Below are 15,789 nucleotides of genomic sequence, written 5' to 3' on the forward strand. Positions count from 1 at the left end.
GACATTAGTGCTTGCTTTTTTTATGTTTTATATAATCTCCATTTTCTTCAACAAGAAACTTGCGTTCATGTTTTGGCAGATTCCGTGTTTTAATTTGTAATCAAAAAAAAGCTCATCGTTAATAATTTCGGCATCAAAGTAGTAGTTTTTCACTTCCTCTAATTCCTTTTCAATTTCGCACAAACTTAAATCGTGTGTTGCAATAATTCCTGTTGCGTTTTTAGAAACTAATTTTTCTACAAACTTACGCGAGCCAATGGCTTTGTCTGTAGAGTTTGTTCCTTTTAAAATTTCATCTAGTATAATAAAATAAGAATCCGTTTCTAAAGCATCTACCACAAATTTTAAGCGCGTTAATTCGCTAAAGAAATAACTACTATCATCTGTAAGCGAATCGCTGGTACGCATGCTTGTAATCAATTTTATCGGATTGTATTTACTAGAAGTAGCACAAACAGGCAAACCAACATTTGCCATAACAACATGTAAGGAAACCGTTCTTAAAAAGGTGCTTTTCCCTGCCATGTTTGCTCCTGTAACAATAAAAAACTGTTGATCTGTAATGCTTAAATCACTAGTTATTCGTTTGGATGCATCCAACAAAGGATGTCCTAAGTTTTTAGCTTCAATAACGATGTTATTTGAAACAATTTCTGGAAATACAAAGTCCCGATGATTAAAAGTATAATTACCTAAAGTATTGTATGCATCGAAAAAAGACACCACTTCAAACCAATGTACAACGGTTGTTTTGTATTGGGCAATCCATTGTTCAATATGATATGCATTTTTTATATCTATCAAGAGAAAACCATTACCAAAAATGGTAGAAATTAAATTATTTCTATTGTCTAAAGCATCTATATGTTTTGAAAATTCTTTAAAAATTAAAGACGCCTTTTTTTGTTCTTGCTGAATATATTCTTGTTTGTCTTTTAATAATTTTGAAGAAAAATTTTCCGTTTCTATTTGTTGTAATAAGGAAGCATATTGTTTAAATGTATCTTTAACCTGATCGGTATTAGCAGCTAAATCGTTTATTCTTTTTAGATATACTCCAGAAATACCAGAACCCAAGAGTAACCAAAAAACTAAAAACAAAAAGGAGATCACTTCAAAGATCCCTAAAAACAGAATTATTGCAGAACCAATAGTAAAAGCAAGAGGTATAAAACGCATGCTTGCGGATAAAAAAGACTTGTGCTCTTGTAGCCAATCTGTAATTTTTGATGCTGGCGTTTCCGTTTTAATCAAGCTTGCTACTGCCGAGAAATGTTGTCGCCATTTTGGTTTTTCGGTTAATTCCTTAATTGCTTCTTGACGTGAATTTATCCCTTCAATATTATTTGCCGTCAGTTCCTTTACTAAATACTTTGTACCTTCCTCTGTTGCTGTTCGATTTATAAATTGAAAAAAAGAACCTTTCCCAAAAAGGTCTACATCTAAGCTAAAAGCATGATTTGGGTCTTGAAACTGTAAGCCTTCATTTCTTTCTTTAAAATCTCCAGAAGCGATTTTTAGTTCTTCTTCATTAATGGCAACTAAAGCTTTTTTTAGGTTGTGTTGGTATTTTAAATCGGTGTATTTAGAAAGTAAATAAACAAACGCAATGATGCCAACTACCGCAATTCCTATGGCTATTTGCAGGTTACTATAAGCGAAATAAACACCAATTCCTGTAGCTATAAAAACGGATATTCTAGCAAAACTCAAGCTAGTAAGTTTCTTATATAAAGACTTAACTTCTAATTGATGTGCTTCTAATTCTTGTTTATAAAAGGTATTTGGGTTTTGCATTTTTTATAATTCTATAGTATCTAATTTTTTAAAAACAGCAATAATAGTAGTTACTGCATTTTGATAAAAATTAGGGTGAATATTCTCGTAATCGTCTGTAGGCTTATGGTAATCTTTATGGTCTTCTACGCCAAAATAAATAAAAGGAATCTTTACATCATGAAACGCGGCATGATCGGAAGACTGGGTCCAATCATCTAATGTATCACTACCATCATGACCCATACGAAGTTTTATGTTTTCTGAAGGTTGTATACTTTTAATTGCTGGTTCCAATTGTTTGTAATGATAAGGTCCAACCGCGAATAATTCATTTTTATTATTTCGGCTAATCATATCCATATTGATATTCAGTTTGATATTTTTTACTGGAATAATAGAATTTTTCACAAAATATTTAGAACCAACCAAACCTAGTTCTTCGGCATCTACAGCAGCTAAAATAACAGAATGTTTTGGTGGATTTTTCTGGAAGTATTCCGCGAAAGCGAACAAAGCAGAAATACCTGAAGCGTCATCATCTGCACCATTATAAATTTTCCCGCCTTTGATACCTTCGTGATCATAATGTGCAGAAAGCACAATGTATTCTTCTGGCTTCTCCGTTCCTTTTATTAGTCCGAGAACATTAGTCCCTGCATATTCTTTACTTCTACGTGTAAAGGAAAAATGCTGTTCATAATTTTCGGTAAGTGGTATCACTTGTAACTCTTGAAATTTATTTACGATATAGGCTTTAGCCTTTTTTGCTCCAGCGGTTCCGGTACGTCTACCTTCAAAAACATCGGAAGACAAAACTTGCACATGATGCAATAAAGAATCTGCGTGGAACCAATTTTGTTCTAATACTTCGACTGCAATTTTTGGCGTTTCTGTTTGACCTTTACAACTTGTTAATGAGAAAAACACTAAAAATAAACTGGTGATATATCTATAATTCATATTCAAAAATTAAAGGTTAAAGCTAAACAAAAAATCTCAAGATTGCTCTTGAGATTTTAATTTATAATGAAATCCTGAAACTACACTTCGACAAGCTCAGTGTGACAGTTTGAGATAACAAATATTATCCTTTTAAGGATGCTTTTAAGTATTCTGAATTCATACGCGCGATGTTTTCTAAAGAAATTCCTTTAGGACATTCTACTTCGCAAGCTCCAGTATTGGTACAGTTACCAAAACCTTCTTCATCCATTTGTTTTACCATGTTTAAAACACGATCTGTAGCCTCTACTTTACCTTGAGGTAATAATGCAAATTGTGAAACTTTCGCTCCAACAAATAACATTGCAGATGAGTTTTTACAAGAAGCAACACAAGCACCACAACCAATACAAGTTGCAGAATCAAAAGCCGTATCTGCATCGTGTTTATTAATAGGAATTGTATTCGCATCAATAGTATTCCCTGAAGTATTTACAGAAATAAATCCTCCAGCATGTTGAATTCTATCAAAAGAAGTTCTATCTACAATTAAATCTTTAATAACAGGAAAAGCAGTTGCTCTAAATGGTTCGATAGTAATGGTATCTCCATCTTTAAACATTCGCATATGTAATTGACACGTTGTTACAGCGCGATCTGGACCATGCGCTTCTCCGTTAATATATAAAGAACACATTCCGCAAATTCCTTCACGACAATCGTGATCGAAAGCTACTGGCTCTTCATCTTTATTTATTAACTGTTCGTTTAAAACATCTAACATTTCAAGGAAAGACATATCTGGAGAAATATCGGTGACTTTATAATCCACCATTTTCCCTTTATCACTTGCGTTTTTTTGACGCCAAATTTTCAGTGTTAAATTCATATTCATAGCTTTCCTTATTTGTATGATCTTTGTTTTAATTCTATATCCTTGAACTCTAAGTTCTCTTTATGTAAAACAGCATCGCTAGGTTCTCCTTTGTATTCCCAAGCAGAAACATATGCGAAGTTTTCATCATCACGTTTTGCTTCTCCTTTTTGTTCCCCATCTAATTCTACTGCATCTTCTCTAAAGTGTCCTCCACAAGATTCTTCTCTGTTTAAAGCATCTTTAGCGAATAATTCTCCTAATTCTAAGAAATCTGCAACACGACCAGCTTTTGCTAATTCTTCGTTGTATTCTTCATTAGTTCCAGGAACTTTTACTTCTTTCCAGAATTGTTCTCTAAGTTCTTTAATCTCTGAAATAGCTTCGGTTAAACCCTTCACATTTCTAGACATTCCAACTTTGTTCCACATGATCTTCCCTAATTTCTTATGAAAATAATCTACAGAGTGTTGCCCTTTATTAGTAACAAAGAATTCTAATGTTTTTCTAACTTCTTTTTCCGCATCTTCAAATTCTTTAGAATCTGTTGGAATTGCTCCCGTACGAATATCATCGGATAAATAATCACCAATAGTATAAGGTAATACAAAATAACCATCTGCTAAACCTTGCATTAAAGCCGAAGCTCCAAGTCTGTTTGCACCATGATCAGAAAAATTAGCTTCTCCAATACAGTATAAACCAGGAACGGTTGTCATTAAGTTATAATCCACCCAAACACCACCCATTGTGTAGTGTACTGCTGGATAAATCATCATTGGTGTGTTGTATGGATCTTGATCTACGATCTTCTCATACATTTGGAATAAGTTTCCGTATTTATTTTTAATTACTTCTTGCCCTAATTTTTTAACAAGCGCAGCATCATTTTCATTTAATCCTTTAACGTGTGCAGTTTCTTTTCCGTAACGTTGAATTGCCGAAGCAAAATCTAAGAATACAGCTTCTCCAGTTGCATTAACACCAAAACCAGCATCACAACGCTCTTTTGCTGCACGAGATGCAACATCACGAGGTACTAAGTTTCCGAATGCAGGATATCTACGTTCTAGGTAGTAATCTCTATCTTCTTCAGCTAATTCTCTAGGTTTTAATGTCCCAGATTTAATAGCCTCCACATCTTTCATGTGTTTTGGCACCCAAATACGTCCGTCATTACGTAAAGACTCAGACATTAACGTTAGTTTAGACTGATGATCTCCAGAAACAGGAATACATGTTGGGTGAATTTGCGTGTAACAAGGATTTGCAAAATAAGCACCACGTTTGTGTGCTTTCCAAGCTGCTGTTACATTCGATCCCATCGCGTTAGTCGATAAGAAGAATACGTTACCATAACCACCAGTTCCTAAAACAACAGCATGCGCTGAATGTCTTTCGATTTCTCCAGTAATTAAGTTACGTGTTATAATTCCACGAGCTTTTCCATCTACTTTTACAACGTCAAGCATTTCATGACGATTGTACATTTTGATTTTACCACGACCGATTTGACGGTTCATAGCAGAATATGCTCCTAATAATAATTGTTGTCCTGTTTGTCCAGCTGCGTAAAAAGTACGAGATACTAATACTCCACCAAACGAACGGTTATCTAATAACCCACCATATTCTCTTGCAAAAGGAACTCCTTGTGCAACACATTGGTCAATAATATTTGCAGACACCTCAGCCAAACGGTATACGTTAGCTTCACGAGAACGATAATCACCACCTTTTACAGTATCATAAAATAATCTGTAGGTAGAATCACCATCTCCTTGGTAATTTTTCGCTGCGTTAATTCCTCCTTGCGCTGCAATAGAATGCGCACGTCTTGGAGAATCTTGAAAGCAAAATGCTTTTACGTTATATCCTAGCTCTGCTAAAGTAGCAGCAGCAGATCCACCAGCTAAACCTGTACCAACAATAATAACATCAATGTTACGCTTGTTTGCAGGGTTTACTAAGTCGATATGATTTTTATAGTCTGTCCATTTATCTTTAATTGGACCTTTTGGTATTTTTGAATCTAAAGCCATATTAGATATTTTTTAGTGATTAAAATGATGAAATAATGCAATGAAAACGAATCCTAATGGAATGATAATCGCATATGCTTTTCCGAATCCTTTTAATCCTTTTGTGTATTTATTGTTTGCTCCAACCGATTGGAATGCAGAATTGAATCCGTGTAATAAATGTAATGCTAAGAATATAAAAGCAATACAGTATAATGCCACTCTCCAGATATCTACAAACTTGTGTTGTAGTTCTTCAAAATATCTAAACTCGCCATTGGCAAGTAATCCAGACATATCGCCTTGAATGTATTTTGTATTAATTTCTGGTAACCAAAAATCATAAAAGTGTAAGCAGATAAAAGCTAAAATTGCTAGTCCGCTGTAAATCATATTACGACTCATCCAGCTAGAATTAGCAGCACCATTATTTTTGGCATAGCTAATTGTACGTGCTTTTCTGTTTTTAATTTCTAGTACAAATCCCATTACAAAATGGAAAATAACACCAAAAATTAATACCGGTTGCAATAGATATTGAATTGCCCAAAAAGTTCCCATGAAATGAGAAACATCGTTAAATGCATCTGGACTGAATACCGATAACAGGTTGATTGCAAAATGTTGTAATAAGAAAATCATTAGGAAGAGTGCCGAAAGTGCCATGGCAAACTTTCTTCCAATCGAAGAATTTAAAATTCCGCTCATTATTTTGTGTAGTTAGATTATAATTACACAAATATAACAAGCAACGCTAACGCAAGCAAGTGAAAATGCCTTTTAAAAATTTATTTAGAATGGATTTAATTAATTGACGCTCGGTATCAGGCCACGAAGCCCCATATCTACTACTTGTTCTCCAGCACTTGGCTCGTATTCGCCGTCGGCATGCACTTCTGTCCATTCAAAGCTATTATTTGTGGAAAAGGATAAGGTTACAACAACATCTTCGGTTTCATCACCTGAAATAGCTAGACCGTTTTCAAATTCTCCAGTTACCACACAAGAACCTTGCGGAATTGGTGACGAATCGAACAACGGATTAGGAACTGTGGTCGCTCCTTCCGGCGCTTGACCTTGTGCCGTAAACCCTAAAGTTTCAAAAGCCCAAAAACCTTGTAATCTGTTTGCGTTTACCGCAATATTAGTTCCGTTTAAATTCAAAGTAGAAACATAGGTGTTATAGCCAACAAAACTCGCCAGTGTTCCGGTATAATCGTTTCCGTCTTCACCTAAAAAATCAATATCTCCTTCTTGATACGCTAAAGACACACGAACCCATTCATAATCTCCTGCAGCGACTTGACTTAAAGGAATAGTTAAAAAAGTTTCGTTATTTCCTGCAAATCTTGCATTTTGAAAATCGATAGCTTTTTCGCCTCCAGATGTTGTTTCGCTTCCGGAGAAAACAATTTCACCAGTTCCTAATGCTGTTAACATATTTGGTGCAAATTCAATATAATTCGCGCTCATTCTATTTATACTAGGCGATTGCGCAGCATTTCCTGTCGCAACAGAAACAGGCTCTCCAAAATTACCCAATCGTTCTTGGGTAGAATTAAATGCTAGTTTGATAATTAAATTGGCTTCGGAAGTAGTATTTGGTTCGTCATTAGCATCAGTACAAGAAGACAATAGCATCAAACAGCTACAAAAAATAAAATAGAACGTTTTCATGTTTTATTGGTTTACACTAATAACTTGAAAACAGGAGAAATAGTATTTTAGATACTGCTACTTCACTTCAAATTTCACTTTTTCAGCGTCTATCTGAATAAAATAAGTTCCTTTTGGTAAATAATACATTCCGTTTTTAGCAGCCTCAATATCTATACTTGTATTTTCTTTAAGAAGCGCTTTTCTTCCGTTTTCGGTTAATGACAAATCATAATCTACGTAGTTAAATCCTTTATCTGCTTCCACAGAAATAGTATTTAAAACGGATTGTTTTTCCGAAAGGATTTTAACTTCTTTAGTTTCTGAAGTATTCCCATAAAACTTAATAATTTCTAGAGGTGTATTTGCATCAAACCATTTGCTCCAGGAACTTCCCCAACGTGCCGAATAGCGTACATCTTCAAAAGGAAAAAGCGTTGTGTTTTTACTTAAAATATTCGCATTCATTTTTTGTAACGGAGCAATATTGGTTTTATAAAAACTTCTTCCGTGTGTTGCCAAAAGTAGATCTTTAGCTTCTGGTTGTATTACTAAATCATGTACAGCAACTGCAGGTAAATTTTTATGAAATGCTTCCCATTTCGCTCCTTTATTAAAAGTAACATAGGCACCATTATCGGTTCCTAAATAGAGAATGTTTTCATTTTCGGGATCTTCTTTGATAACATTTACTGGCGACATTGGAATGTTAGAACGAATGCTTTCCCAAGTATTGCCATAGTCTTCGGAAACATACACGTAGCTATTAAAATCGTCCCAACGATAGCCATTTAAAGTTACATAAACGCGTTCTTTTTTGTGTTGTGAAGCGATAACTCTTGTTACCCATAGATCTTTTGGCAAATTGGCTGAAATATTCTGCCAGCTTCCACCTGCATTTTTCGTTATATGTACCAATCCATCATCACTTCCGGTGTAAATAAGTCCGAACGCAAAAGGAGATTCGCTAATACTTGTTAAGGTTCCATAGGCTACATTTCCTTTTTTTCCACCATTAGTTAAATCTTGACTAATTGCTTTCCAATCGTCCCCTTGATTCATAGAACGCATTAATTTATTTCCACCTAAATACAGAATATCCTGATTGTGTGGCGATAGTAATATTGGTGTTTGCCAATTAAATCGATACGGATTTTCGCCCAATTCATGTTTTGGCTGTATGTATTTCTGCGCTTTAGTTTCGCGATTAATTCTATAATAATTACCAAACTGATAACCGGTATACAACAGATTCGCATTTCTAGAATCTATTTCGATTTGCATACCATCACCCCCCATTAAACTCTCCCAAGGATTATGACCACTTTGCTGCCAACCCTTATCTTGTCGTGCATTATTTGCACCAACCCAAACGCCATTATCTTGCAAACCGCCATATACATTATATGGTTTTTCATTATCTACATTTATGGTATAAAATTGCCCAACAGCATTTACATTTAGCTTCTCCCAGCTTTCACCATCATCATAACTCATATTTAATCCACCATCATTACCATTAATTAAATGCCCTGCTTTTTTAGGATTTACCCAAAGCGCCTGATGATCTGCATGTACGTTTTCTTTACTGATAGAAACAAAAGTTTTTCCGCCATCTTTCGATTTTAATATAGGAACTCCCATAACATAAATACCATTTTCATCTTGCGGATCCACGCGGATTTCTCCAAAATAATACCCATAACTGTAATACAAATCGTCTAGATAGTCCTCATGTGTTTTGCTCCACGTTTTTCCTCCATCGATACTTTTATATACCTCAGCGCCAATTACCGGACTATCAAAAAGCATTGCATTTGCATCTTCTAAATAATGCGCTATATCTACTGGTTTTACATTACCGCTACGCACCATTTGCTTTACATTTTCTGCACGATACTTTTCTTGAAAACCATTCATTTTTAAAAACCCATTTAGCTTTTTTTCTTCTAGATTCAAGAAGTCTTCTGAACTCATGGTTTTAAAATCTTCTTTTGTTAAACCACGCTTATCTATTTTTTTTGTGGTTTCTTTTCTTCGGAATTGATTATCATGCAATGCATATATGGTATTATCATCGTAAATTGCCAATCCAATTCTACCAACACCATTTCCTGTTGGAAACCCACTAGCTTCTGTGGAAACTTTTACCCAAGTTTCTCCTGCATCTGTACTTTTATATATCGCGGAATTATTTCCGTTTCCGTTAAAATGCCAAGCTTTCCTATCGCGCTCCCAAGCAGCAGCAAACATGATATTGTAATTATTTGGTGCATGTTGTAGATCTATGATTCCGCTTACATCATTTACAAAAAGGGTTTGCTTCCATGTTTTTCCACCATCTATCGTTTTATACACTCCGCGTTCTGCATTTGGCGAATATAAATGTCCAATAACACCGACTGTTACTTCCTCTGGATTATTCGGGTTAATAAGAATACGACCAATATGATGCGAATCGTGCAATCCAACATTGGTCCATGTTTTTCCGTTATCGTTCGATTTTAGAATACCAATTCCGGCATACGAAGATCGTGAAGAATTGTTTTCTCCAGTACCAACCCAAAGGATACTGTTTTTCCAATCGACAGCAATATCTCCAATATTTTGTGTTTGTGCAGTATCTAAAACAGGTGTAAAAGTAGACCCGTTGTTTAGGGTATGCCATAATCCGCCAGACGCATACGCCACATAAAACTCTATGGTATTTTCTGGATTCACTTCTATATCGACAACGCGACCACTCATTATGGATGGCCCAATATTTTCAAAAGGAATATTTTTAACTAGCGAGTTTTCTATTAATACCTGTTTCTCTTTTAAAGCATTTTGAACCAAGCTGGAAGCTGTTGCTGGTTGTTGCGCTTCCGCAGAAAGAATAAAAAAGATTAAAAACGTAAAAAAGACTCTAATTTTCATAATAGCGATTTAAAGTTTGAAGATACTTATAAATATAAAAGGTACAAAGCAATTAGAAAAAAGGCGCCATATTTTAAGACGCTTTTATAACAATTGTATTTTAAACTTCTTATTTTTGATACACTTAACGGAATTCAAAAATAAAATTCCTTTTCTAAAGGGAATTTAAAACAATTTTTCAATGAAATACAAATTAATAGACAGCCAACTTTTTATAAAAAACCGTAAAAATTTTGCTTCTCAAATGAAGCCAAAAAGTCTTGCTGTTTTCAATTCTAACGATATTTATCCGGTGAGTGCAGATAGCACTTTACCATTTGCACAACACAGAGACATCTTTTTTCTAAGTGGTGTAGATCAAGAAGAAAGCATACTTATTCTTTTTCCAGATTGCCCAAATCCGAAGCATAGAGAAATTCTTTTTTTAAAAGAAACCAACGAACATATTGCCGTTTGGGAAGGTGAAAAACTTACCAAAGAAGCTGCATTTAAAACAAGCGGAATTAAAACCGTGTATTGGTTACAAGACTTAGAAAAAGTATTGTTTGAGTTAATGACACAAGCAGAAACGGTCTATATAAACACCAATGAGCATTATAGAGCAAATGTAGAAACTGAAACTCGTGAAGACCGTTTCACGAAGTGGTTAAAAGAAAAATATCCTGCGCATGCTGTTGCTAAAAGCAATCCTATTTTACAACGTTTACGCTCTGTAAAAGACCAGATTGAATTAGATCTCATTCAGCAAGCTTGTGATATCACTGAAAAAGGTTTCCGTAGAATATTAAACTTTGTAAAACCTGGGGTTATGGAGTATAATATTGAAGCAGAGTTTATGCATGAGTTTTTAAACAATCGCTCAAAAGGTTTTGCCTACACACCAATTGTTGCTTCTGGTAACAACGCGAATGTTCTACATTATATAGAAAACAACCAAGAGTGTAAAGCCGGCGATTTAATATTATTAGATGTTGGTGCAGAATATGCAAATTACTCGAGTGATATGACTAGAACGATTCCTGTTTCTGGAAAATTTAGCGATAGACAAAAAGCAGTTTACAATGCTGTTTTAAGAGTAAAAAACGAAGCAACAAAATTATTAGTACCCGGAGCACTTTGGGGAGAATATCATGTAGAAGTTGGTAAAATTATGACCAGTGAACTTTTAGGCTTAGGCTTAATTGACAAAGCAGATGTACAAAACGAAAATCCGGATTGGCCAGCATATAAAAAATACTTTATGCATGGAACAAGTCACCACATGGGATTAGACACCCATGACTACGGAATTTTAACAGAGCCAATGCAAGCCAATATGGTATTCACGGTAGAGCCTGGAATTTATATTCCGGATGAAGGATTCGGTATTCGTATTGAAGATGATGTCGTGATACAAAAAACGGGAGAACCATTCAATTTAATGCGTAACATACCAATTGAAGCGGATGAGATTGAAGAAATCATGAATAAATAAAAATCATTATACTTATAAAAAAAGCCTCTTTTTAGAGGTTTTTTTATGCCAAATTTTTAGCTAAGTTTATATACTGATTTGCGTTCTCAATGGCGGTGAAAAACACCACCATTGGCGGGTAAAAAAATAAGTAATTCTACCTAAAATCTTCTATTTTGTCTTTTTGCCTTTGTTGGTGTTTTTCACCAACAAACCTATAGAAGAACATAACACACCCTAGAATCTCTCTTATAAATCATACTTTCCATGTTGATGAAAAACACCAACATTGGCTAGAAAAAATAAACATTTGTTGAAAAACCATCTTTGCCTTTGTTGGTGTTTTCCACCAACAAAACCTACTGTAGATTAAGGTTGTATACTAATTTGTGTTCTCAATGGCGGTGAAAAACACCACCATTGGCGGGTAAAAAAATAAGTAATTCTACCTAAAATATTCTATTTTGTCTTTTTGCCTTTGTTGGTGTTTTCCTGCAACAAAGCAAACTAGACTTAATTGCGATGCCATATAAATAAATTTGAAAAGGAAACAACACCTTGCCAGTAAACACAATCAATCGTTAAAGGACCAACAACTTATATTCTACATGTTGGTGAAAAACCTACAGAAGATTATACTATGTAATAATTCACATCCTACATGGCGATGAAAAAACATCATCATGGACTGAATTCACACTTTAAATATTGGTAAAGAACACCAACATTGGCTGCCAAAAACGAGTATTAGTTGAAAGAAATGCGCAAAGCGCTCTTCTAGATATCATCAGTATATTTCAGCCTTCGATGCTGATTTCCGTCAACAACACTTAGCCTTTGTTGGTGTTTTCCACCAACAAAAAAATCATAAAAAGAATCCACTATACCAAAACACTATCACTCTCAAAAACATAACGCTGTAGTTTTTTCAAGCTTTCCACTTTATCACTAGTATTAATTAATAAGGAGATATTGTTATTCGATCCACCATAAGAAATCATACGTACGCTCACATCTTGTAAAATCTGAAATAAGTTTGGTGTATCGGCATGAAAAATAATGGCATTCCCAACCAAGCATACAATACTCATATAATCATCTACTTCTACAATTGAAAAACGTTCTAATTCTTCAACAATAGGTTCTAAATGCGTAGTATCATCAATAGTTAACGATACTGCAATTTCGGAAGTAGTAATCATATCGATAGACGTTTCATAACGCTCAAAAATCTCAAATACTTTCTTTAAAAAACCATGTGCTAGTAACATTCTAGCCGATTTAATTTTTATTGCCGTGATGTTATCTTTTGCAGCAATTGCTTTGATACCTTCTCCATGCACTTCGTTAGTAATTAAGGTACCATAAGATGCTGGCGACATGGTATTTTTTAATCGCACTGGAATATCTAATGCACGAACTGGCATTACGGTTTGTGGATGCAAAATTTTTGCTCCAAAATATGCTAACTCTGCAGACTCATCAAAAGACAAATTAGAAATAGCTTTGGTATTTTCAACAAAACGCGGATCGTTATTATGGAATCCGTCAATATCGGTCCAGATTTGTACTTCTTCCGCTTTTAAAACAGCACCAATAATGGTTGCCGTATAATCGCTTCCACCACGTTGTAAATTCGCAATATTTCCTTCGGCATCACGACTAATAAAACCTTGTGTGATGTAGATATCTGCATCTGGAGTTCCCGTAATAATTCGGTTTAAATTCTGCTGAATATAATAGTTATCTGGTTCGTTGGTTTTATCAATTCGCATAAAATCCAAAGCAGGCAATAAAACTGCATTTATATTTTCTTGTTGTAAGTAACGACTAAAAATAAAGGTAGACAACAATTCACCTTGCGCTACAATTTCGTTATATAATAAGATAGAATAAGGCTTGTTCACCAAGGTTTCCAATTCCTTAAATATAGAATTTACATAGGTAGAAACTTCGGTATGCAAAGCTGTATTACTCAGTAAAGACGTAATGGTTTTACTATAGTTATTTCTTAGGGCATCAATCACAATAAGAGCCTCTTCTATATTTTTGCTTTTCATGTACTCTGAAATAGCAACTAATGCATTTGTAGTGCCTGACATTGCCGACAAAACCACCACTTTTTGTTGTCCGTTATTAATGATATCCTTTACATGAATCATATTTTCTATAGACCCAACAGATGTACCTCCAAATTTTAATACCAACATAATCTTAACTATTTTATAGTGTAAAGCTACTTAGTACGTTGTTGTTAACCATAAAAATGAAAAAATTATACTACTTTTACACAAATTGTTAAATAATTAACAATTTATTTAATTTCGCATATAGCGCGGAAGAACAGAAGCACACCATTAAACAAAGTACCATTTATGAAAACTATTGCCTCTTGTGTAGAAGATATTTTAATCACACAACCCTTTCTAGAAGAAGCCTTGTCCAGAAGTATTATTAACTATTCTGCATTAGCCGAAGAATTAAATACGCCAATAAGCGCTTTATTAGGAAAGCCAGTAAAATCGGGAGCAATCATGATGGCTTTACGCAGATACAATACGCCAAACACCTTACGACATTCTTTAAAATTAAAAAGTACTTTACAAAAACTAGGAGATATTACGGTACGTTCTAACTTGACGGATTTTACATTTCAAAATTCGGAAACCTTAATCCAAAGTCACTCCAAAATTTTAGAGCAAGTAGAAACTAATAAAGATATTTTTTACGCCTTTACTAGAGGGATTTATGAGAGTAATATTATTATTTCCAGCTCCGAAAAGAAAGCGCTTTTAAGATGTTTTACTACCGAAAACCAGATTGGATTGCAAGAAGGATTATCTGCAATTAGCGTACGTTTACCAAAAGACAATTCGAAAATATCAGGTTTATATTATCAGATTTTTAAGCGTTTGGCTTGGGAGAACATTCCGATTTACGAAGTGGTTTCTACTACCAACGAGTTTACTGTTTTAGTGGAAGATCATGTGGTGGATAAGGCGTTTTCGGTAATTAAAAACCTGAAGAATTAAGGTTAAATATGTTGGTGAAAAACACCAACATTGGCTTAATGAACTTATTTCTAACACAAAAACCTTATCGCCTTTGTTGGTGTTTTGCACCAACAAACCTGCAGAAGTCTATATTACTCTCTAGAATTACTATAATAATTTATAAAACCAATGGTAGAGAAAACACCTATATTGACTCAATAAATTAGTCCTTTTAAATGTTGGTGAAAAACACCAACATTGGCCGAAAAAACACATACATTGCCCTATCATTGAGGCTTCACCAACTCCAATTCACCAGAATCCATAGCCTTTTGGTAATTTGCTTTTACATCTGAGTACAATCCGAAAAACTTGGCTCCATCGTTCTTTTTTAAAACGACATAAGTCTTATTCTTTTTTGTGAACACTTCTTCTACCACAACCTTATTTCCAATAACTGGAGCATAGCTTGCTATTTTACCACGCTTCACTAATATATTTAATTGTGGAAATTCAATATGATTATAAAATTGACTAGAAGGCGCTTTAACGATTAATATATCGCCAACTTTTGGTGTATTGTTAGCATAAGAGAGAAAACAAACACAAATAAAGGATACCGTTACAATGAATTTTTTCATGACTTTAAGTTTTAAATCAATATAGCAAAATTCGAAAAATAAAACAAAAAAAAAGCGAGCCTTACTAAAGCTCGCTTTCACACTAAAAACTATTAATCAAACAACTACTCTACTGTTAAAGTATATTGTGGTGTTTTGTTAAAAGGACAAAAATATTGGTAGGTCCCCTTGGTAAGTGTTACTTCTTTTGAAGATTCTGTTTTTCCATGTTTTACCATTTGCGATACATAAGCATCTGCAATATGGTTTTTAGGATCTGCTCCATCTTTTCCTGCTTCTATTAAAACCAATCCTACTTCTGGCGCAGCATTATTATTAGAAACTTGAAATACATAAGTACCTTCTTTAAGTGTTAATTCTTTCTGCGTGAATTCTCCTAATGTTTGTTCTAAAACAACAGTGGTTGCTGTTGTACTCTTAGTCATTTTGTCTTGTGCTGTAGCTGTAATTGAAAATGCTACTAAAAAGATTGCGATAAATAAATTTTTCATGATTTTGTATTTTATGATTT

The 15,789-nt window shown here is 34.3% G+C and carries 12 protein-coding genes; 2 read left to right on the forward strand and 10 right to left on the reverse strand.

All coding sequences use genetic code 11. The features are described from left to right. Positions 1-27: 27 nt before the first annotated feature. The 7 genes from AMD28_RS00225 to AMD28_RS00255 form a co-directional block, all read right to left on the reverse strand. Positions 28-1,797 carry a MutS-related protein gene (locus AMD28_RS00225; RefSeq protein WP_055442156.1) on the reverse strand — a complete coding sequence of 590 codons (1,770 nt, stop codon included), beginning with the start codon at positions 1,795-1,797 and terminating at the stop codon, positions 28-30. 3 nt (positions 1,798-1,800) lie between these two features. After that, positions 1,801-2,739 (reverse strand): M28 family peptidase, encoded by a 939-nt coding sequence (locus tag AMD28_RS00230; RefSeq protein ID WP_055442157.1) that lies wholly within the window; start codon positions 2,737-2,739, stop codon positions 1,801-1,803. 124 nt (positions 2,740-2,863) lie between these two features. Then, a complete protein-coding gene (locus AMD28_RS00235; protein WP_055442201.1) occupies positions 2,864-3,610 on the reverse strand; it encodes a succinate dehydrogenase/fumarate reductase iron-sulfur subunit in 747 nt (248 codons plus the stop codon). Positions 3,611-3,624: 14 nt separating this feature from the next. Continuing rightward, positions 3,625-5,637, reverse strand: coding sequence for a fumarate reductase/succinate dehydrogenase flavoprotein subunit (locus tag AMD28_RS00240; RefSeq protein WP_055442158.1), 2,013 nt, complete (start codon positions 5,635-5,637; stop codon positions 3,625-3,627). A 12-nt stretch (positions 5,638-5,649) separates the two neighbouring features. Beyond that, positions 5,650-6,324 (reverse strand): succinate dehydrogenase cytochrome b subunit, encoded by a 675-nt coding sequence (locus tag AMD28_RS00245; RefSeq protein ID WP_055442159.1) that lies wholly within the window; start codon positions 6,322-6,324, stop codon positions 5,650-5,652. A 99-nt stretch (positions 6,325-6,423) separates the two neighbouring features. After that, positions 6,424-7,293, reverse strand: coding sequence for a hypothetical protein (locus tag AMD28_RS00250; protein WP_055442160.1), 870 nt, complete (start codon positions 7,291-7,293; stop codon positions 6,424-6,426). A 57-nt stretch (positions 7,294-7,350) separates the two neighbouring features. Then, on the reverse strand, positions 7,351-10,191 hold the full coding sequence (locus AMD28_RS00255; RefSeq protein ID WP_055442161.1) for a WD40/YVTN/BNR-like repeat-containing protein: 2,841 nt from the start codon (positions 10,189-10,191) through the stop codon (positions 7,351-7,353). A gap of 181 nt (positions 10,192-10,372) precedes the next feature. Here AMD28_RS00255 and AMD28_RS00260 point away from each other — a divergent pair, with 181 nt between their 5' ends. After that, entirely contained in the window at positions 10,373-11,665 is a 1,293-nt protein-coding gene (locus tag AMD28_RS00260) for an aminopeptidase P family protein (RefSeq protein ID WP_055442162.1), read from the forward strand. A gap of 860 nt (positions 11,666-12,525) precedes the next feature. Here the strand turns inward: AMD28_RS00260 and AMD28_RS00265 are convergent. Beyond that, positions 12,526-13,854 (reverse strand): aspartate kinase, encoded by a 1,329-nt coding sequence (locus AMD28_RS00265; RefSeq protein WP_055442163.1) that lies wholly within the window; start codon positions 13,852-13,854, stop codon positions 12,526-12,528. 165 nt (positions 13,855-14,019) lie between these two features. On the opposite strand from AMD28_RS00265, the gene AMD28_RS00270 reads away from it, so the two are divergent. Continuing rightward, on the forward strand, positions 14,020-14,676 hold the full coding sequence (locus AMD28_RS00270) for a hypothetical protein (RefSeq protein ID WP_055442164.1): 657 nt from the start codon (positions 14,020-14,022) through the stop codon (positions 14,674-14,676). Positions 14,677-14,924: 248 nt separating this feature from the next. Here AMD28_RS00270 and AMD28_RS00275 read toward each other — a convergent pair whose 3' ends face one another. Together AMD28_RS00275 and AMD28_RS00280 are read right to left on the reverse strand one after the other, a co-directional pair. Further along, the gene (locus AMD28_RS00275; protein WP_055442165.1) at positions 14,925-15,278 is read right to left on the reverse strand and encodes a hypothetical protein; all 354 of its coding nucleotides are present in this window, start codon (positions 15,276-15,278) and stop codon (positions 14,925-14,927) included. A 104-nt stretch (positions 15,279-15,382) separates the two neighbouring features. Continuing rightward, positions 15,383-15,769 carry a cupredoxin domain-containing protein gene (locus AMD28_RS00280; protein ID WP_055442166.1) on the reverse strand — a complete coding sequence of 129 codons (387 nt, stop codon included), beginning with the start codon at positions 15,767-15,769 and terminating at the stop codon, positions 15,383-15,385. Between the last annotated feature and the right edge of the window lie 20 nt (positions 15,770-15,789).

Source organism: Lacinutrix himadriensis, from assembly GCF_001418105.1.
Taxonomy (GTDB): Bacteria; Bacteroidota; Bacteroidia; order Flavobacteriales; family Flavobacteriaceae; genus Oceanihabitans; species Oceanihabitans himadriense.